20 protein-coding genes and 1 tRNA gene are annotated in these 19,194 nt (G+C 66.5%); 12 read left to right on the top strand and 9 right to left on the bottom strand.

All coding sequences use genetic code 11. The features are described from left to right. Positions 1 to 2: 2 nt before the first annotated feature. Entirely contained in the window at positions 3 to 1,583 is a 1,581-nt protein-coding gene (locus tag C449_RS04400; protein ID WP_006076748.1) for a TrkH family potassium uptake protein, read from the bottom strand. Positions 1,584 to 1,719: 136 nt separating this feature from the next. On the opposite strand from C449_RS04400, the gene C449_RS04405 reads away from it, so the two are divergent. Continuing rightward, on the top strand, positions 1,720 to 2,754 hold the full coding sequence (locus C449_RS04405; RefSeq protein ID WP_049913884.1) for a WD40/YVTN/BNR-like repeat-containing protein: 1,035 nt from the start codon (positions 1,720 to 1,722) through the stop codon (positions 2,752 to 2,754). Between the two features lie 37 nt (positions 2,755 to 2,791). Here the strand turns inward: C449_RS04405 and C449_RS04410 are convergent, their stop codons facing one another. Continuing rightward, positions 2,792 to 3,793, bottom strand: coding sequence for a PrsW family intramembrane metalloprotease (locus tag C449_RS04410; protein WP_006076750.1), 1,002 nt, complete (start codon positions 3,791 to 3,793; stop codon positions 2,792 to 2,794). A gap of 119 nt (positions 3,794 to 3,912) precedes the next feature. Here C449_RS04410 and C449_RS18055 point away from each other — a divergent pair, with 119 nt between their 5' ends. Next, entirely contained in the window at positions 3,913 to 4,062 is a 150-nt protein-coding gene (locus C449_RS18055; protein WP_161606435.1) for a hypothetical protein, read from the top strand. 44 nt (positions 4,063 to 4,106) lie between these two features. Here C449_RS18055 and C449_RS04415 read toward each other — a convergent pair whose 3' ends face one another. Beyond that, positions 4,107 to 5,429, bottom strand: a complete 1,323-nt coding sequence (locus C449_RS04415; RefSeq protein WP_006076751.1) for a TIGR00341 family protein — start codon at positions 5,427 to 5,429, stop codon at positions 4,107 to 4,109. 417 nt (positions 5,430 to 5,846) lie between these two features. On the opposite strand from C449_RS04415, the gene engB reads away from it, so the two are divergent. Continuing rightward, positions 5,847 to 6,464 carry a GTP-binding protein EngB gene (gene engB / locus C449_RS04420; RefSeq protein WP_006076752.1) on the top strand — a complete coding sequence of 206 codons (618 nt, stop codon included), beginning with the start codon at positions 5,847 to 5,849 and terminating at the stop codon, positions 6,462 to 6,464. Between the two features lie 285 nt (positions 6,465 to 6,749). Here the strand turns inward: engB and C449_RS04425 are convergent, their stop codons facing one another. Next, a complete protein-coding gene (locus tag C449_RS04425; RefSeq protein ID WP_006076753.1) occupies positions 6,750 to 7,628 on the bottom strand; it encodes a DUF3179 domain-containing (seleno)protein in 879 nt (292 codons plus the stop codon). A gap of 98 nt (positions 7,629 to 7,726) precedes the next feature. On the opposite strand from C449_RS04425, the gene C449_RS04430 reads away from it, so the two are divergent. Both C449_RS04430 and C449_RS04435 read left to right on the top strand, forming a co-directional pair. Beyond that, complete coding sequence (locus tag C449_RS04430; protein WP_006076754.1) at positions 7,727 to 7,999, top strand: hypothetical protein; 273 nt, start codon at positions 7,727 to 7,729, stop codon at positions 7,997 to 7,999. 42 nt (positions 8,000 to 8,041) lie between these two features. Continuing rightward, positions 8,042 to 8,248 carry a hypothetical protein gene (locus C449_RS04435; RefSeq protein ID WP_006076755.1) on the top strand — a complete coding sequence of 69 codons (207 nt, stop codon included), beginning with the start codon at positions 8,042 to 8,044 and terminating at the stop codon, positions 8,246 to 8,248. 46 nt (positions 8,249 to 8,294) lie between these two features. Here the strand turns inward: C449_RS04435 and C449_RS04440 are convergent. Then, positions 8,295 to 8,379: transfer RNA gene (locus C449_RS04440), tRNA-Ser, on the bottom strand. An 89-nt stretch (positions 8,380 to 8,468) separates the two neighbouring features. Between C449_RS04440 and C449_RS04445 the strand changes: the two genes are divergently transcribed. Beyond that, positions 8,469 to 9,431 carry an AAA family ATPase gene (locus C449_RS04445; RefSeq protein WP_006076756.1) on the top strand — a complete coding sequence of 321 codons (963 nt, stop codon included), beginning with the start codon at positions 8,469 to 8,471 and terminating at the stop codon, positions 9,429 to 9,431. 453 nt (positions 9,432 to 9,884) lie between these two features. Further along, on the top strand, positions 9,885 to 10,907 hold the full coding sequence (locus tag C449_RS04450) for a DUF4397 domain-containing protein (protein WP_161606436.1): 1,023 nt from the start codon (positions 9,885 to 9,887) through the stop codon (positions 10,905 to 10,907). Between the two features lie 186 nt (positions 10,908 to 11,093). Here the strand turns inward: C449_RS04450 and C449_RS04455 are convergent, their stop codons facing one another. Genes C449_RS04455 through C449_RS04470 form a run of 4 tightly spaced genes read right to left on the bottom strand, consistent with a single transcriptional unit; the run spans position 11,094 to position 14,384 of the window. Next, complete coding sequence (locus tag C449_RS04455) at positions 11,094 to 11,600, bottom strand: DUF7519 family protein (RefSeq protein WP_006076758.1); 507 nt, start codon at positions 11,598 to 11,600, stop codon at positions 11,094 to 11,096. Continuing rightward, positions 11,597 to 12,916 (bottom strand): DUF58 domain-containing protein, encoded by a 1,320-nt coding sequence (locus C449_RS04460; protein ID WP_006076759.1) that lies wholly within the window; start codon positions 12,914 to 12,916, stop codon positions 11,597 to 11,599. Before C449_RS04460 ends, C449_RS04455 begins: the two co-directional genes overlap by 4 nt. Beyond that, positions 12,916 to 13,482: a DUF7269 family protein gene (locus tag C449_RS04465; protein ID WP_006076760.1), complete on the bottom strand. Its 567-nt coding sequence runs from the start codon at positions 13,480 to 13,482 to the stop codon at positions 12,916 to 12,918. The genes C449_RS04460 and C449_RS04465 overlap by 1 nt, the downstream gene beginning before the upstream one ends. Beyond that, positions 13,479 to 14,384 (bottom strand): DUF4129 domain-containing protein, encoded by a 906-nt coding sequence (locus C449_RS04470; protein WP_006076761.1) that lies wholly within the window; start codon positions 14,382 to 14,384, stop codon positions 13,479 to 13,481. The genes C449_RS04465 and C449_RS04470 overlap by 4 nt, the downstream gene beginning before the upstream one ends. A gap of 195 nt (positions 14,385 to 14,579) precedes the next feature. On the opposite strand from C449_RS04470, the gene C449_RS18060 reads away from it, so the two are divergent. From C449_RS18060 to C449_RS04490, 5 genes are read left to right on the top strand one after another with little or no spacing between them, the layout of a single operon-like run. Beyond that, positions 14,580 to 14,741, top strand: coding sequence for a hypothetical protein (locus C449_RS18060; RefSeq protein ID WP_161606437.1), 162 nt, complete (start codon positions 14,580 to 14,582; stop codon positions 14,739 to 14,741). Next, positions 14,741 to 15,715: an ABC transporter ATP-binding protein gene (locus C449_RS04475; protein ID WP_006076762.1), complete on the top strand. Its 975-nt coding sequence runs from the start codon at positions 14,741 to 14,743 to the stop codon at positions 15,713 to 15,715. The genes C449_RS18060 and C449_RS04475 overlap by 1 nt, the downstream gene beginning before the upstream one ends. Next, positions 15,712 to 16,602, top strand: a complete 891-nt coding sequence (locus tag C449_RS04480) for an ABC transporter permease (protein ID WP_006076763.1) — start codon at positions 15,712 to 15,714, stop codon at positions 16,600 to 16,602. The genes C449_RS04475 and C449_RS04480 overlap by 4 nt, the downstream gene beginning before the upstream one ends. Positions 16,603 to 16,627: 25 nt before the next feature. Next, entirely contained in the window at positions 16,628 to 17,386 is a 759-nt protein-coding gene (locus C449_RS04485) for an ABC transporter ATP-binding protein (RefSeq protein WP_006076764.1), read from the top strand. Continuing rightward, positions 17,379 to 19,193, top strand: a complete 1,815-nt coding sequence (locus tag C449_RS04490; RefSeq protein WP_006076765.1) for a hypothetical protein — start codon at positions 17,379 to 17,381, stop codon at positions 19,191 to 19,193. Before C449_RS04485 ends, C449_RS04490 begins: the two co-directional genes overlap by 8 nt. The last annotated feature ends 1 nt before the right edge of the window (position 19,194 follow it).

The raw sequence follows: 19,194 nt of genomic DNA on the forward strand, positions 1-19,194 counted from the left end.
CCTCAGACTCGCCAGTACGAGGGAGTGAACACGATGAGGACCGAGAGGATCTCGAGGCGGCCGATCCACATCAACAGCGCCATGTAGACCTTCGCAACCCCCGAGAACGGCAGGAAGTTGTTCATCGGCCCCACGACGCCGACCCCGGGTCCGACGTTGCCGAGCGTCGCGATCGCCGCGCTCACCGCCTCGATGCCGGAGAGTTCGAGGCCGATCAGGTGGCCGTCGATGTAGAGCACTATCGTCGAAACCGCGAAGATCACGATGAAGAGCATCACGAACACGAACACGCTCCGGATCGTGTCCTCGTCGGTCGGTCCCGAGGGGAGCTCGATCGGCCGCACCGCTTCGGGGTGGATCGAGGTGAACAGCTCCCGGGCCATCGCCTTCTGCACGAGATACCACCGGATGATCTTGATCGAGCCCGCTGCGGAGCCCGCAGACCCTCCCAGAAACATCGCAAAGAGGAGCACGACCTGGCTCGACTGGTCCCACGTGTTGAAATCCATGCTCGCGTAGCCCGTGGTGGTCACGATCGCGGCGGTCTGGAAAACGGCCTGGCGCACCGAGTGCTCGACGTTGCCAGGGATCGTCGCGACTCCGGAGGGAACCTCGTCGAGGCCGACGCCGGCGAACAGCAAAACAGCGAGGAGGCCGCCGACGACGCCCATCGCGAGGAGATACGACCGGAACTCGACGTTGCGGAACAGCCGTCCGGGTTCGCCGCGCATGGCGTACCAAAAGAGCGCGAAGTTGGTGCCGGCGACGATCATGAAGACGATCACTGCCCACTGGATCGCCGGCGAGAACGCCTCGACGCTCCGTGCTTCGGGCGAGAACCCGCCCGTCGGAAGCGTTGTCAGGGCGTGTGAGACCGCGTTGTAGAAATCCATTGCGGGGGCTACGCCGGCGAGGTGGAGGCCGTAGTACACCGTGACCGCGAGCGCCGTGAACCCGACGTAGATCCCCCAGAGCGCCCGAGCGGTGTCCTGAATCCGCGGGGTAAGCTTCTCGATCGAGAGGCCGGGTGCTTCCTCGCCGATGACCTGTGCGCCACCGACCGAGAGTTCGGGGAGGATGGCGACCATGAGCACCAGAATCCCCATCCCTCCGATCCACTGGGTGAGCTGTCGCCACAACAGAATCGACCGCGAGTGCTGTTCGAATGAGATCTCCGCGAGGACGGTCGATCCCGTCGTGGTGAACCCGCTCATGCTCTCGAAGAAGGCGTTCGCCGGGTGGGCGATCGTACCCTGGCCCGCGAGCAGGTACGGGAGCATCCCGACCAGCGGGACGATCAGCCACGTGAGGCTCACAACGAGGAACGCCTCGCGGTGGCCGAGCTGAGCGTCGGATCGGAGCCGATCGAGGACGACGCCCAGCCCGCCCATCGCCGCGATCGTCACGAGAAACGGGATCGGGTCCTCGCCGTAGTAGAGTGCGACCGCCGCCGGTACGAGCGGCGCGAGCGCCATGTATTTGAGCACCAGGCCGACGAACCCCAGACTCGACTTGTAGTCGATATAGATGTCGAGATCGAAGCTGAGAGCGTCAGTCACCGCACTCAGCCGGTCGGTGCGCATGCGACTGTGTGGGTGCCCGTCCGACAAATAAGGGGCTCGATACACGAACCGAGAACCGCCCAGCGGCGAGCGCGCACGGCGTACTCGGTGCCGGCCGGGGACGAACGTTTTGAATCACCGCCGCGTAGCCCTCGCCATGCCAACGATCCACGCCGCGATGCGGAACGGGCTGCTCGTCGCCGAACGCGACGACGATGACGCCGCGGACCACGACGCCTGGCGGACGACGCAACGCCTCGGGGATCACGACCTCGAATGCGTCGCGGTCCACCCCGAGGCTCCCGGTCGCGTCTTCGTCGGGACGTTCGACGCGGGGCTCCACCGGAGCCAGGACGGTGGGGAGAGCTTCGAGCGCGTCGGCGAAGGAACCATCGGCGAGCACGTGATGTCGCTCGCAGTCGATCCGGAGAGTCCGAAAACGATCTGGACCGGGACCGAGCCGAGCGCGGTCTACCGATCGACCGACGGCGGCGAGTCGTGGGAGCGCCGCGAAGGACTCACCGACCTGCCGTCCTCGTCGGAGTGGTCGTTCCCGCCGCGGCCCGACACCCACCACGTCCGGTGGATCGAACCCGACCCCCACAGCCCGGACCATCTCTACGTCGGGATCGAGGCAGGTGCGCTGGTCGAAACCCACGACGCCGGCGCGACGTGGGAGGACCGCGTCGAAACCGCGCGCGTCGACAACCACTCCCTCGCCACGCACCCCGATGCGCCCGAACGCGCGTGGTCGGCGGCGGGCGACGGCTACGCCGAGACTCACGACGCCGGTGAGACGTGGGTCCATCCGCAAGAAGGTCTCGGCCACCGGTACTGCTGGAGCGTCGCGGTCGATCCTGCCGATCCCGATACCGTCCTACTCTCGTCTGCAAGCGGTCCTCGATCGGCACACAACGCCGACACCGCCGAGAGCTACGTCTACCGCAAGCGTGGCAATGGCTCGGAGTCGGATGCCGACTCGTGGGAGCGCCTCGACGACCGCGGCCTCCCGACCGGCGAGGGCGTCGTCCGCGCGGTGCTCGCGCCGGGCGCGGCGGGCGAGTTCTACGCGGTCAACAACCGTGGTCTCTTTTTCACGACCGACGCCGGCGATTCCTGGACCCGTCTCGGCGTCGAGTGGCCTGCGGCGTTCGAGTCACAGACGCCGCGCGGCCTCGCCGTGCTCGGCTGATCTGCACGGCGGTCGACGGCGCACGCTCGTTGCCGGGTCAGTTCTCGAACTCGGTGCGTTCGGTCGTGGGGGTCGGGCCGTCGCGGTCGGCGTAGAACGCGCGATAGGTCGCCCGATACCGCGCGAGCTTTCGATAGAGGAAGTAGCCGAAGAACCCATCGTACAGCACGACGAACCCAAGAAGTGTCACGAAGTTCGGAACCCCGAGCACCGCCGCCGCGATGGCCGGAACGAACGTGAGCGTGTTGTAGGTCGCGTGGATCAGCGCGGCGATCAGGAGGCCTTTGATCACGATCGGGCCCGCACGATCGCGGTTGAACTTCGCCAGCCCGAGGTAGTAGCCTGCGAAAGCCGAGTAGATCACGTGGCCCGGTCCGGCGATCGCGCGGGCGGGCGTGATCCCGCCGCCCGCACCGAGGATGTTGCCGATCACCGGGGTGCTGACTGCGTCGGTGATGTAGAGGGCGTTCTCGATCGATGCGAACCCGAGACCCGCGACCGCACCGTACACCGCGCCGTCGATCACCGCGTCGAAACGCGAACTCCGGTAGGCGTAGATCCTGACTGCGAGCCACTTCACCGTCTCCTCGACCGGTCCGACCACGAGATAGAAAAACCAGACCGTTCCCACCACCGGCACCAGTTCGAACACGTTACCGAATGCGGAGTTGACCAGCGCGGCGAACCCCGCGAACAGTGTCCCGAGCGCGAACGTCGCAGCGAGCAAGGATAGTGGCTCCGCCGACGTCACATCCGTATGCCAGACGAACGCGACGAGCGCGAGCGCCGGCAGGATCGACAGCAGCGTGAACCCGCCGACGATGGGGTTCGTGACTCGCGTGAGATCGGTGCTCGACAGCAACAACCAGAGGATGGCGAGCGACGCGAGCACCAGGATTAGTTGTGCGGTCGCCTGCAACACCCGATAGAGCGTGACCGCGATCCCGTCGAGCGGCGACCGCACCTCCCACGTCGTCACATCGTAGAGATCGCGCGTCCCGTCGTCGCGCGCCTGCACCGGATCGTGTCCGTCCACCATACCCGCTTCTCGGCCCCCTGTTCCTAACCGTTGTCCCTGTCCGAAAAAACCATGTGATTATATAACATTATCGCCTTTAGGCGTAGATTGATGTGGTTCCGTCGACGAGCCACAGGTCCATGACACCACGAAGCACATCGCGAGGGATTCTTTACGCGACACTCCCGACCGAGAAGTCGGACGAGGAGGAACAACCGACGGCAGTAGAGACGACAGAGGAACCCACGGCGGCGCGGTCGAACGCCGGCCCCGCTCCTGCGGACGACTGATTCGACGGACCCCTTCTCCGCTGGTTACTCTCGCCGAGCGTGAGCTACGCCGACTCGATTTCGACGTACCGTACCTGCACGTCGACCGGACCGGGATCGACGATCACTCCCGGGAAATCGAGTGTCCCGAGTGCGCCGTCGATGCGTTGATCGAGCGGTGCGGCGAGACTCGCCGATTCGCTATCCGGCGGTTGGCCGACGACGACGGTCACGTTCGTCGGTTCACGTGGCGGGACGGGATCGTCGTAGCCGAACTGGACGTTGAGGAGCGTGAGCTGCTCGTACTCGGGTTGGTCGAGGAGTTCCTCGACATCGCCCCGAACCTCCTGTTCGAACGTCGCGGTGCGGTAGGAGTCGTAGGTCACGACGCCGAGAAAGAGGGACAGAACGAGGATCGCGGCCACTAGCGCGCCGACGCGCTTGCGGGTGGCGCGCCGCGCGGTATCCTCCTTGAACCAGTGGTCTGGCCGATAGCCTCGATACCAGAGCACCGCGAGCGCGGTTACGTTGATCGAGAGCACGTTCACGAGCACCAGCACTGTGGATCCGAGCACGGTCCCGGGCAGCCCCCACGCGATCCCGATCCCGATCACGCCGAGCGGCGGGACCAGCGCCGCCGCGATCATCACGCCGACGATCGCGGCCGACACGCCCGAGGCAAGGCTTGCCGCGCCCGCCACGCCCGCCCCGAGCGCGACCGCGAGCGAGAGGAAGTCCGGTGTGAGCCGCCCCCTGACTTGGCTGATCGCGAGCACGTCGGTGCCCGGTGGGATCACGTTCGTCACTCTGGCGAGGCCGGCGAACGCGGTGGCGGCGACGATCGCAATGGCGAGCCCCACGGCTTGGAGTCTGAGCCCCGTGCGGAACATCTCGCGATCGTCGACCACGGTCCCGACGGCGGTCGACATCGCCGGACCGATCAGCGGCGCGATCACCATCGATCCCACCACCACCGCCGGCGAGTCGAGCAGGAGGCCGGCGGTGGCGACCACCGCACTCACGATCGTCATCACAAGATAGGTTCCGGTGGTAGGAACGAGCTCTCTGGCACGTGCGTGAAGCTCCTCGCGTGCGATCCGCTTGTCGGTGTCTTCCTCGTCGTAACGTTCTTCTAGCTGGTCGAATCGGCGTGAAACCACGGTTTCGGCATCGAGAACGACAGTGTAAGCGTCCTCGTCGATCCCGGTCTCGCGGAGCCGATCGAGCACTGGCTCGACCGCAGTCGTCGGCAATGGAAAGGAAACCACTCCGGTGAACTCCCGGCCACTCGTCTCCTCGGTCAGCACGTAGTCGATTCCCTCGTCGTCGAGGGTGCGGAGGATCGCTTCGCGCTTGCCTGCCGGGATCGTCACCTGGACCAGTCGCACACGCGGTGCTCTCGGCGGATGGTCAAATATCCGTGGATGTACTGTTGGTCAGATACCGTGCTTTTGGTGGCAGTGGCGCGCGGGAGCAAAGCGACTCGCGCGAGGTCTGCACGAGCGGTACGAGGCGCGAACGGAGTGAGCGCCTCGATGCGAACGGGGAGCATAGCGACCCGTGAGCGAAGCGAGTACAGGCTCGTCAGAGCGGCGCTCTGACGGTGGATGAGCGGAGCGAGCGGCGCGAGCGGAGCGAATCGGTTGGGGAGGGCGTGGCCTGCGACCTCTCATTTGCGTCGTGATTCGTCACAGACGAGTTGGCTGCCGTCTCCGAGTTCGAGGCAACGCTGTTCAACGACTTCCGGCCGAACGAATGCGACACTCGGTAGGGAGAGTTAACCGATCGCAACCGGTACACCAGTCATGTTCGAGGGACGCCCGAATCGCGGCGCGGAGATCGTCTTCTGCGGTCGGTCGAACGTCGGCAAGTCCACGCTGCTCCGCGAGCTCACGGGGCACGACTTCCAGACTGGACAGAAACCAGGTGTGACGCGCTCGCCCGGCCACTACGACTGGAACCCCGAGGATTTCGTGCTTACCGATCTTCCGGGATTCGGGTTCATGTCCGGCGTTCCGGATGAGGACCGTGAGCGGATCAAGACCGACGTCGTCCAGTACATCGAAACCCACGCTGAGAAAATCCTCGTGGGAGTGCTCGTGATCGACGGCAAGAGCGCCGTCGATATCATCGATCGCCATACAGAGCGCGGTGACATCCCTCACGACGTCGAACTGTTCGATTTCCTCCGCGACGTCGGAATCCCCACCGTGGTCGCGGTCAACAAGATGGACAAGGTCGACGACCGCGACGAGCGGCTGAACGCCATCTGCGAGCGCCTCGGCCTCCCCTCGCCGTGGCAGCAGTGGCAGGACACGATCGCACCGGTGAGCGCGAAACGCGGCTCGATCGGCCCACTGACCGACGCGATCGGTTCCCATCTCCACGAACAGAAACGTGACGACCTCCTGAAGTTCTTCTAGAACCCACCTTTTCCTTCGGGGGTTCGCTCGCTACGCTCGCTCAACCCCTCGCAAAAATCTGGACCAAAAACACCCGCTCGCTCACTCGCTCCGCTCGATCGCTCGCGGTGCGATCGCTGGCGCTTTCCACGACCGCAACTGCACCGCCCGAGCCCTCGGCCGCGAGGTGCGAGCGGAGAGGAACGACCCGCGAGCCGCGAAACGCCTTTGCCCTCGACCCACCAGGTCCGCAACCGCACCGCTTTCCGCACGCGATCGGACGACGAGCGAAAATCCATCACCGACTCAAATCGTTCCCGAGTGTGGCGGCGGGAGCAGGACTTCCGTATCGGGGTGAGCGGCGCGCCACTCGCCCCACGTGGTGAACGACGAGGGCACGATCGTGAGTGTCTCGCCGGTTTGTGGTCCACAGATCGCCCGTGCGAGGATCTGACTCCAGTAGCTCCGGGTCGCGAGGTCGTACATCACGAGGTTGCCGTTGTTCCTGATCGCTGCGTCGGTTCGGTTGCCGTGTGCGGCCCCGAACACCTGTCCCTCGGCCTCGCTCGCGGCCTCGTACACCCGAGGAGCCTGCCAGAGCAGTCCGGAGACGCCGAAGATCGTCTCCTGGCCGTTCACCCTGCGCTCGGCGACGAGGCCGCTCTGACAGAGCGGACAGTACGTGACGATCACCGGACCGGCGAGGTCGTCGCCGGACGAGGCCTGACGAGTCTTCGAGGCCGGCTCGATTACGTCGTTCACGATTTCGTGGACCCACAGCACCGACAGCGGGTACGCACGCGGCGTCTCGCCAGCCAGCCCGATGACCGTCTGTTCGTCGGCCAGCCCGGTCTGGTCCCGGAAGTAGTACTTCTCTTCGGCGTCGATCCCGGACCAATCGGTGGCGAACGCGGGTTCAGTGACGGCGTCGATACCGAAGTCCTCGTTTATCTCCTCGGTACAGACGTCCGACGGCAATCCCTCTTCGGCCAGCGAGTCGATGGACACCGCTTCGGTGGTGGTGGATGCTGCGGTGGTCCGAGCGTCGCCCGGATCGGTCGGCGCAGTGGACGCGTTCGACACGTCGGCATCGGTGTCTCGATCGCCGATCAGACCGCCGAGACAACCCGAAATTCCGAGGGCGGGAACCGTACCGACGCCCGTGAGGAACCTCCGGCGGTTCATGATCCGTTTCGGTGCCCCACCCGCTTAGCCCGTTCGCGCTCGGGCGGCGTCGGCTCACAACCCCTACACCGAAGACGACGGAGCTCCTCGATCGAGTCGTGAGCGGGTACATCATCGAGATCAAACCGTCCGCCCGGCGAAGCAGTCGAGTCGCCGGCGAGTGGGTCCACGAATCCGGCCCACGACGACGGTTCGCATCGAAGGCACTCGCCCGCGAGTGGGCTCGGACGGCGAGCGCCGACGAACCCGTCTGGGTGCAGGACGTTCCGGCCCACGATCCGAGTCCGGTCGATGGCTATCTCGTCGGCGGCCGGCGCACCACCGGTTCCCGGGCCACGGCAGGCAGCCAGTCGTCGCTCGACGGCGAGTAAGCCGAACACGACGCTTTTGCCCCCATAGCGCGAACCGCGAGCATGGCCGAATCACCGGGCGAGCCAGCGATGAGCCGAAAGCGCGCGGCCCTCGCCGTGCTCCCGTTTCTCCTGATCGGGCTGACGGGACTCGTATTCGTGCTCCGATCGGGTCTCGATTTACTGTGGGGGCTCGCCATCCTGCCACCGATCCTGTTCACCTGTGTCCTCGCGTGGATCGCCTTTCGAAGCGGCTTCGCGGATCGATAGCTCGAGCAGCACGAGCGCAGCGCTATCGAGTTGCTGTGTCGAGAAGCGCCGGGGGTGAGATTTGAACTCACGAGTCCGTGAGGACAGTTGCTTTCGAGGCAACCGCCTTGGCCAGGCTAGGCTACCCCGGCTTCACCGACCGTTCGCCCGACGCCACTTTATTGGTTTCGATCTCGCACGCATCGCCATCGATAAGCGGCTCGGTTCCGGGAGTGTGCGCATGGAAGCCACGGACGCGGCCGTTGCGGATGCAGGTGAGGACATCGACACGGTGCTCGATGCGCTCTCCGCGACCGTCATCGCCGATCGGGAGCTCTTAGAAACCGTGCTGCTCGGCGTACTCGCCCGCGGCCACGTCCTGCTGGAGGACGTCCCCGGCACCGGGAAAACCCTGATCGCCCGGAGCGTCGCCCGCACGCTCGGACTCAGCTTCTCTCGCGTGCAGTTCACTCCCGACCTCCTGCCCGCGGACGTGACCGGCACGCACGTCTACAACGAGGGCACCGGCGAGTCCGAGTTCTCGTCCGGTCCGGTGTTCGCGAACGTCGTCCTTGCCGACGAGATCAACCGTGCGCCGCCGAAGACCCAGGCCGCGTTGTTGGAGGCGATGGAGGAGCGTCAGGTCACTGCCGACGGTGAGACCCACGACCTCCCCGAACCGTTCTTCGTGCTCGCCACCCAGAACCCCGTCGAGATGGCGGGCACGTTCGAACTCCCCGAGGCCCAAGTCGATCGATTCCTCGTCAAGACTGCCATCGGCTATCCCGACGAGGCTGGCGAGACCGAACTCCTCCGTCGACGAGCCGACCGAGATCGTCGGAGTCCGACCGCAAACGAGGTGCTCTCGACCGACGAGGTGCGTGCGCTCCAGGACGTTCCCGAGTCGATTCGCGTCGAGGAGGACCTGCTCGAGTACATGGTCGCACTGTCGCGGGCGACCCGCGAGCGCTCCGAATGTGACGTTGGCGTGTCGCCCCGCGGGACCCAGCGGCTGTTCGAGGCCACCCGCGTTCGAGCAGTGCTTTCGGGCCGCGAGTACGTTACCCCCGAGGACGTCAAGCGGGTCACGCGGTCGGTGCTCGCCCATCGGCTCGTGCTCACGCCCGACGCCGCCGTCGAGGGTGTCGACAAGCGAAGCGTGATCGAGGACGTGCTCGACGAGGTGCCGGTCCCGACGGTCTGAGCAACAGACCGACGACACTCCACGGGAACGAGCGGTCCCGAAGCACCTGCCAGCGAACCACGACCGCCGTAGGACGACCCAGATCTCGCCTCTCACAGTAGTCTGTTCGGAATGAGCGATGTCCTGCCGTTACGGTTTGGCACAGCACATTCTGATCAGTGGTATCCGATTCCAGAAGTGGTGTTTCCGATCGAAGACGGTCTGTGCTTTGTGGCCCTGGATCGATACGGGCTGGAAAGTATACATTCCTATTAGAGTCGCGCGTCCTCCCACACTTTCCAGCATTGATTGCTACTGATAACGTACCGTTAGATATCAGCCACTCGAACGAGGTGCAGACGATTCGATCGATTTTACCCGTCTGACGACCCGACGAGCCTGAAACAGTCCGAAACGATGTGGAACGAGTGAAGCGTTCATGATCTGGTAACTCATGGTATGGGTGCTGAGAACATGTCCAAGAAAATTTTCGGCGAGAGCGGTACAGTCTTCCCGTCTAGACGCGTGCTCGCGGTCGGCCTCGTCGCACTGGCGTTGGTGCTCGCCGGCTGCGGCGGTGGCGGCGACGGTGGCGGAAATGGAACCGCCGGTGAGGCCACCGATGCAGCTGGTGAAACGACCGCAGCGGCGGATGAAGCAACTGAGGCAGCAGACGAGACGACCGAGATGGATGAGACGACTGAAGCAGGTGAAACGACCGAGGCAGCGGAGACTACCGAAGCAGGCGAAACGACAATGGGCGAGACAACGATGGGTGAGACGACCATGGCCGAGACGACGGCAATGAATGGGTCGGGTGGGATGGATGGCAACGCTTCGCTTCGCGTGGCGCACATGTCTCCTGACGCACCGAACGTCGACGTCTACGTCAACAACGAGACGTTCCTCGAAGACGTGCCCTTCGGTACGATCAGCAACTACACCTCGGTGCCGCCGGGCGAGTACGCTGTAGCGATCACGGCTGCCGGTAATCGGAGCGCCGAAGTCTTCAGCGGTAACGTCACCGTTGAGGAGGCCGCGTACACGGTGACCGCGACGGGTGAGATCAGCGAAGATGCCGAAACGAGCTTCGCGCCGCTGATCCTCGAAGACGAGGCCGCTTCCGGCGAGAACGCTTCAGTCCGAGTGGTTCACGTGTCACCGGATGCAGGACCGGTCGACGTAACCGTGAACTCGACGGGTGCCGCGATTGCCGACAACGCCACCTTCGGTAACGCGACCGATTACGTTGAGGTCCCCGCTGGCGATTACACTCTCGATATCCGTGGTGCGACCGCGGACAATGACGGTCCGATCGTGGCGAGCGTTGACGTGAGTGTCGAGGGCGGCACCGCCTACAGCGCGTTCGCTGCGGGCTACGTGGCTCCCGATGATGCTCCAGCCGACACACCGTTCGAGGTCATCCTGACGACCGATGGCATGACCGCCTCGATGTCGAACGGAACCGCAGCAACCACGACCGAGGCCGAATCCTGAGCAGCACCGGCCGGTCGAACTGATATCTCAACCGAAGCCGGTACGGCCGATCGTGGCCGCCGGCACGAATTTTTCGCAGGGCAAAAGGGGGCAGCTACGTCGCTGTGGGACAGCACTACCGAGTCGGCAGACAAACAGCCGAATCCGATCGCTCCAAAGACGGACTACACGGACGCCATCGTCGGATCACGGCCGGAGCACGACGACCAGCACCACCGCCCCGCACAGCAGCGCGATCGGGACGAGCGCCGTTCCGCCATCGGCGGTGCGGAAGAGTACCATCCCGATCACCGCCGGGATCGCTGCCGTCACGACGCTCGCCCCAGCATGGACGAGTTCGAGGCGCGCGGTGCCGGCCTCGCGCCCGAGTTCCTCGCCAACGTCGATCCCGAAGGTGGCGATGTCCCACGCGACCACTGCAGCGGCGGTGGCGAACACCACCGCGACTGCGGGCGCGCCCACGAGTCCAGCGAGAACAACACCACAGAACAGCCCCGCGCCGCCGAGCGTGACGGCGGTCCGCCAGCCACGGACGAGACCGAGCCCCACGAGCACGAACCCGAGACCCCCGGCCGCGAGCGAAACGGTGCTGACGGCGAGCGCGAGCGTTCCCAGGAAGCTCGTGGCGAGCGCGAGTCCGACGCTGATCCGTGCGGGCGAGTCGTCGATCGGCGGCGTAGCGGTCGCGCTCACGCTGAGCCTCCCGCACGGGCGAGTGCCGTCGCCAACGGCTCGTCACGCCAGTCAAGTGCCGGAATCCCCGCACTCCGGAGGGTCGACAGGCGAAGTCGCCGTTCGGTGCGGGCCAGTCGGCGGCCGGGCGTCCCGTCGCTCGTGGAATCTGGACTCACGACCGTCACGCGGTGGCCGGCGGCGTCGAACCGCTGGAGGAGACGGACTACACTGTCGTCACACAGTGGCGAATACACCACGAGCTGGGCGTCATCCGGCAGGCGGCGGCGAAGGCGTCGCGCTTGGATCGAGGAATAGAACGGCGCGTCGGGCGGCGTGGGCGCGAGTGCGGGATGGGTCGCCAATAGCTCCTGTACTTGTGCGCGATGAGCTGTACCCGCACCGGGCGCGAGCCAGCACGGCTCGGGCGAGAGTGCCGCGATCCCCACCCGGTTCTCCTCGCTGGTGAGCACGTCGTACAGCGCGCCGGCAGCCCGGATGGCCCGCTCGACGGCGCTCTCGGCCTCGGGGCCAGGCGCTCTGTAGGCCTCCTCGCGGGCGTCGATCAGGAGCACGACCGACGCGGCGCGCTCCTCGCGGAAGTCGACGGTGGCGAGCTCGCCGGTTTTCGCCAGCCCGTTCCAGTCGATCCGTGAGAGTGGATCGCCCGGCCGATACTCGCGAGTGGTGTGGAACGCGACGCCGCTCCCGCCGATCTCGGTCAGCACGCGCCCCGGCTGGCCGGTGGTTTGCGCCCGGAGCGGGAGTTCGCCAGCGGCGTCGAGGCTCGGTACACAGGTGATCGGGGTGGCGTCGGCACGGACCCGACACACGCGCTCGGCCGTTCCGCTGACGTCCCGGGCCACCGCGAGTGCCGGCTCGAACGTGTGTTTCCCGCGCGTGGCGGTCACGTCGTACGAGAACGCCGTCGACTCGCCGGGTCGGAGTGCGGTCCCGAGCCGTGGCGAGTCGGACGTGGCGGTTAGTCCTGGTGGAACGCCATCGATCAGTCGGAGATCCGGGAGGGACGATTCGCCGGTGTTCGTCACTTCGACTGTGACCGTCACCACCTCGTCTGGGTCGGGATCGGCGTCGCTCACCGATCGTTCGAGCGCGAGAGAAATCTCCGGCGGACGCGCGGCGCGTGCGAGCGCGGCGAACGCGACCCCGACCGTCCCCGCAACCACGAGCGCCGGCTGGCTGGCGAGGACGCCCGCCGCACCCGCCACCAGCGCGAGCGCGCTCACGCCGCGCCACCGCTCGGTCCGGCGGGTGGCAGTCTCGTTCGGTCCGAGTTCGGCGTAGCCCTCGCTCGCCTGGGTCGACTCGGTGGCCATCATCGCTGCCCCGCGCGTCTGGCGAGCGCGTCGATCGCGTGACGCGCGCGCCGCTTGATCGTCGGCTCGGGGCTGAGCGACAGCCGGAGCTGGGTGGCCAGCGACACGTCCGCGTCGGGTTCGTCGGCGAAGAAGGCCGCCGCGTGAGGATCGTCGGTCCACGTCCCGTTCGCGAGTGCGTCGCGGGCTGCGTCTTCGACGAGGCCGTCGCGGACGAGCACCGCGATCGCGGTCGCTTCGAGCCGATCACGAACTTTTCGGCGGTCGCGCGCGCGGTTTAGCCGGCCGGGCGACGCCATCGCTGCGAGCTGCCGGTCGAACCCGTCACCCGGTGTCGCGTGGGACTGTGCCCGTTCCACTGCAGGCAGGGTCGGCCGGCGGTCCGTCGTGCCGAGTCGCGCCCGGACCGCCATCCCGGCGAGGACGAGTGCGACGATCCCGACGCCCGTGAGGATCGCGGCGTTCGGTCGGATACCGCTCCCCAGTCCGGGCGCGACCGCGACCGCGAGTCCGCCCACGACCAACGCGAGGCCGAGAGCCAGACCGAGCCGTCGACCCCGACTCATCGATCCTCCGCGTACTCGCGTTCGATCCGTCGGAGCGCGGTCACGGCCCGGTGCTCACGATCGTCGGTGACGCGCCGGCCGCCGTAGCGAACGGTGCGAAACAAGTCGGTGAGTTCGTCGACATCGTTCCGAGTCATCCCGGCGTCGGTCGCGGCGCGGGCGAACTCCCGCGGCGTGCTCGACCCGGGGTTGGCGACGTCGAGGTGGTCGGTCATCTCCTCCCACGCGCGGTACACTTCGTTCGTCGCCTCGCCCTCCTCGTCGATCCGGTCGGCCGCCCGACCGGCGGCGCGACCCACGCTGGCGGCGACGTCCGTCGTCGGATCGTCGGGCTCGGCCTCGGTGTCGGGCTCGTCCTCACCGTCAATCCGAGCGAAGTGAAACAATACGACAACACCGACGACCAGCACGAGCCCGACGAGCACCGCGAGCGCCGGTGATTCGGTCGTGACCGTTCGTGCGCCGTCGGTGAGTGAGCCACCGCCCGGGAGCGTGGGTTTCCGATCGCCAAGGAAACCACCTCGACCGGACTGGCTGCGCGAGCCGAGCCGGGAGACGAGGAAGTACAGCAACAGCACGCCCGCGGCGAGGGCCGCCGAGATGACGGCAAGGCTGCGGAGGTCGTCCCGCCACGCGTAGAGGCCGACGAGCAACGCCGCGATGAGCAGGACAGCGAGGATGCGGCGGACGAGCGGTGGGATCGCAGACGGTTCGGACGACTCGCTCGGTGGCGGTTGACCGAGATCGAGCGTCTCGCCGCTACCGGGGCCGGCGGCGTCGCCGTCGCTGACACCCATCCCTCCACCACCCGACTCGATTCGGTCGAGCGTCGCCGCGCCGACGCCGAGCGCCACCACGGCGAGGACGGCGATCAGGACGGGCCCGAGCGCGTCGCGGTTCACACCTCCACACCGGTCCCCCGAGGTGTTGAACGTTCCGTCGATTCAGGAGGTTGACGACGCGTACTCCGATGGACAGCGGTCGCACGGTCGAGTAGCCAATCACTCCTATTTTCGATCGTGGGCCGTGTTATCGCCTCTTTCGGGTCGAAACACAGCCGAACGTTTTATTTCACATGCGGTGATGTTTCCGGATGAATGAGGAGAAACCGCGATCCGACACCCACGGCGGGATTCGTCCGTCTCGGTGTCGGCACGAACGGTCTCACCGCTCCAGCAGACGACGGGACGAGTGAGGGCCGTCTCGGGACCGTGCCGCGCCGTCGATCAGCCACCATCGTCTCCGTGGAGGCCCAGTGATGTCGGCCATCGAACTCGACAACGTCACGAAGCGATTCGGCGACGTTACCGCGCTCGAAAACTGTGATCTCGACGTCCACGAGGGCGAGATCTACGGGTTCCTCGGGCCCAACGGAGCAGGGAAGTCGACCACGATCAACATCCTGCTCGACTTCATCCGGCCGACGGGCGGCAGTGCGCAAGTGCTCGGCCACGACGCCCAGGCCGAGAGCCAGCGCATCCGCGAGCGCGTCGGCGTCCTCCCCGAAGGGTTCGACGTGTACAACCGGCTGACCGGCCGCCAGCACCTCGAGTTCGCCATCAACTCGAAGGGTAGCGACGACGATCCCGACGCGCTCGCCGAGCGAGTGGGGATCGCCGACGCGATCGATCGGAAGGCCGGTGGCTACTCGAAAGGGATGGCCCAGCGACTGGTACTCGGGATGGCGCTCGTCGGCCAGCCCGATCTGTTGATCCTCGACGAACCTTCGACGGGACTCGACCCCAACGGCGCGCGCGAGATGCGCGAGATCATCCGGGCCGAGAACGACCGCGGCGCGACGGTGTTCTTCTCGAGTCATATCCTCGGCCAGGTCGACGCGATCTGTGACCGCGTGGGCATTCTCCGTGGCGGTGAACTCGTCGCCGAGGACACCGTCGAGGGGCTGCGCGACGCCACGAGTGCGGAAGCGACGCTCGTCGTCGAGGTCGATCGCGTGCCCGACGGCGTGCTCGACGAGCTCCGCGCCCTCCCGGCCGTCTCGGACGCGACCGTCGAGGGGACCACGATCCGGGCGTCGTGTGACGATGCGGCGAAAACCAAAGTGCTGGGAACCATCGAGGACGCCGGCGCGACCGTCGAGGACTTCTCGACCGAGGACGCCTCGCTCGAGGAGCTGTTCGCCTCCTACACCAACGACAGTCCCGGACGGTCGACCGGCAGAAGCGGCGGGGCGGATGAACAGGCCGGCAAGCAGGAGGAGGTCCGAACGTGAGCACGCTCGCGGTCGCGCGCAAGGACTTCAGCGACGCGGTCCGGTCGCGCTCGCTGATCGCGCTCGTGGCTTTGTTCGTGCTTTTCGCTGGCGGCGCGACCTACCTGGTAGCGGAGGTGCTTGGTGGTAGTGGTGGCGGCACGGAAGGCCTTCCGCCAGTGTTCGGACTGTTCATCGCGTTGATCACTCCTATTACGGTACTCGTTCCGCTGATCGGCGTGATGACCGGCTACAAGTCGATCGTCGGTGAGCGCGAGAGCGGCAGCGTGAAGCTCCTGCTCTCACTGCCACACACCCGACGCGACGTGGTCGCCGGGAAAACCATCGGGCGGACAGCGGTGTTCGCCGTCGCCATCATCGTCGGCTTCGCCGTCGCGGCAGCGGTCGCGTTCGTGTCCTACGGGTCGTTCCCTGCTGTGGAATACGCGGGGTTCACGCTGATGACGATCGTGTTCGGGCTGGTGTATCTGGTCTTCGCGGTCGGGATGTCGGCTGCGACCGGTTCGACATCGATCGCGCTCTGGATCTCGCTCGGGCTCTTTGCCTTGTTCCAGTTCCTCTGGGGATTCGTCGTCAATCTGTTGGTCTGGGTGGTCAACGGGTTCAGTAGCCCGGCGAACTTCTCGCTTCTCACCGGCTACGTTACGTTCGGCGAGAACGCAGTCGTCCCGCCCGATTGGTACCGACTCGTCGTAAGCCTCAACCCGAGCAGCGCGTATCAGAGCACGCTCGGGACGATCTTCAGTCAGGATCTGAACTTCGGCGTCAGCCAATCGCAGTCACTGCCGTACTACCTCCAGGACTGGTTCGGCTTCGTCGTCCTTGCCATCTGGCTGGTCGTGCCGCTCGTGCTCGGCTATCTCCGATTCAACCGCTCGGACCTGTAGTTCGCTTTCCACTCCATCCGTCACGATGTACGCCATCGAAACCACCGATCTGACGAAACGCTACGGATCGACGACCGCGGTCGAGGGGCTCAACCTCGCGATCCCCGAGGGGGTCGTGTACGGCTTTTTGGGCCCGAACGGCGCGGGCAAGACCACCACGATGCGGATGCTCACGACGCTGACCACGCCCACGAGCGGCTCGGCACGGATAGCGGGGCACTCGGTTACAACCCGCGACGACGTGGTGGGTCACATCGGCTACCTCCCGGAGGAGCCCCCGCTGTACGACGAGCTCACCGGCCGCGAACAGCTCGACTACATCGCCGGACTCCGGGACGTGCCGGCCGAGCAAAGCGACGAGCGAATCGGGTCGCTGCTCGATCGGTTCGATCTGACGGCCGACGCCGACGATCGAATCTCGACGTACTCGAAGGGGATGAAACAGAAGACCGGGATCATCCAGGCGCTGCTCCACGATCCAGACGTGGTGTTTCTCGACGAACCTACTTCAGGACTCGACCCACGGGCCGCGCGCACGGTCCGAAACACCATCGCGGAGCTGGTCGCGGGCGACACCACCGTGTTCCTCTCGACGCACATCCTGCCCGTCGTAGAAGAGCTCGCCAACGAGGTCGGCGTGCTCTACGAGGGGTCGCTGGTCGCCGAGGGGCCGCCCGATGCGCTGACCGAGCGGATGGAGACCGGTGAGGAGAGCACCCTCGAGGATGTCTTCCTCGAAGTCACCGGTGGCACCGAGGACCCGGCGACCCCAGAGCATGAGTGAGGCGGGCTGGCTCCGCCACGGCCTCTCGATCGGTGTCGTGGAGTTCCGGCGGACAGTCCGCGGAATGCGCCGGAACAAGGGACGACTCGCGTTGCTCGTCTTCGGCGTCGGATTCTGGACCGTCTCGATCGCCGGGTTGGCCATACTGTTCACCGCCCCGCTCCGCTCGCTCGACGCGCCGATCGCGCTCCCGGCGGCCACCCGCGGCGGAGCGGCGCTGGCGTGGCTGTTCGGGGTGTACATTGTCGGCCAGCGCGTCCTGAGCCAGTACAGCCACGTCGATAGCGAGGCAGGGATGCTTACGACGGTTTCGGCCCGGAGCGTCGCGACCGGCCTCGTGATCGCTGAACTCCTCCGAGCGGCGTCGTATCTCCTCGCCCCGCTGCTCGTCGTGACCGGCTTGGTGGTCTATATCTTCGGAACGCCGCTCGGGATCGCGACGATCCCGCTCGCTGCCGGGCTGTTCGCGCTCACTGCGACGATCGTCGGCAGCGGGATCGGCTACGCCGGCGCGTTGCTGGTGGCGCGGTCGCGGTTCGTCGCCAGATACAAGACGATCATCGGTGTTGCGATCGTAACGGTGATCTTCGGCGGATACGCTGCGGTCGTGTTTTTCGGAACGGATGAACTCGGGATCGGTCCGGCGCTGCTCGCGTGGCTCCCTGTTGGATGGTTCGTCGATCTCGCCGCCATCGGGTCGCCGCTCGCGTTCTCGACGGGCCGCGTGGCCGGTGTGCTCGTCGCCACGCTCGCGGTGCTCGGCGTGGGCGGCTGGGCGATCGAACGGCTGACGACCGCACTCTGGTTCGCGGACCCGGTTGAGCCGACGCGGGATGAAACCGACGAGGCCGACGCCGCCGATGCCACGTCCCACACCGCCACTGCCACCCGCACCGACACCAATTCGACGGGCGGCGATGGGGCGCTGACGGCGGCGCTCGGTTCTTTCGGGGCGATGCTCCCGAAACGCGCAAGCCGGCCGACCCGTTGCGTCGCGGCGAAGGCGCTCGTCCGGACGTGGCGGAACCCGAGTCGACTCACGATCCTGCTCACACCGGTCATAATCGCGGTGGTCTCGGTGTTCAACGCCACCCAGTTCGGTGCGGCGCTGGCGGTCGCGCCGGTCGCGATCGTCCTGTTGGTCCCGTGGCTCGCCGGCGCGACGTTCGGGCTGAATCCCTTCGGCGACGAGGGGGCGGTGCTGCCGGCGACGCTCACGGGCGGCATCTCGGGGCGGGCGTTCGTCCGCGGGCTCGCGCTGCCCGGGCTCGTGGCTGGCCTCCCGTTGACGATCGCGCTCACGTTTGCCGCCGGCTGGTTCAGCCCCTACTCGCCGCTCGACATCGCGGGCCTTGCGGTCCTCGGCGGGGTGCTGGTCGCCGCCGCGGTCGGACTCGCGCCCGTGATCGGGATGCGGATCCCCCGGTTCAGCACGTTCAGCGTCCGTGGGAGTCGTGACGTGGTACCGCCGAGTATCACCGCGGGGATCGTCTACACGATCGTCCTCGTCGTACCCGGCGTTCTCGCGGCGGTCGCGCTGGTCGTGCCGGCGCTCCTGCGGGGCTTTCTCGCTGCGCTGAGTAGCGGTGTGATTCCCTTCGTGCTGCGGTGGCTCGGCGATCGCGGCGTGCCGCTCGTGACTGGGCCGGCTCCGTGGTTCGAGGGACTCGGTCCCGCGATCCGGGGGCTGGCAACGATTGAGGTTCGGGCCGGTGGCTACGCGCTGCCGTTACTGGTCCTACTCGTGGGTGGTCTCCTCGGCTATCGAGCCGCGGCACGCCGCTTCGACACGTACGAAATCACGTGAG

The organism is Halococcus saccharolyticus DSM 5350 (assembly GCF_000336915.1).
Taxonomy (GTDB): domain Archaea; phylum Halobacteriota; class Halobacteria; order Halobacteriales; family Halococcaceae; genus Halococcus; species Halococcus saccharolyticus.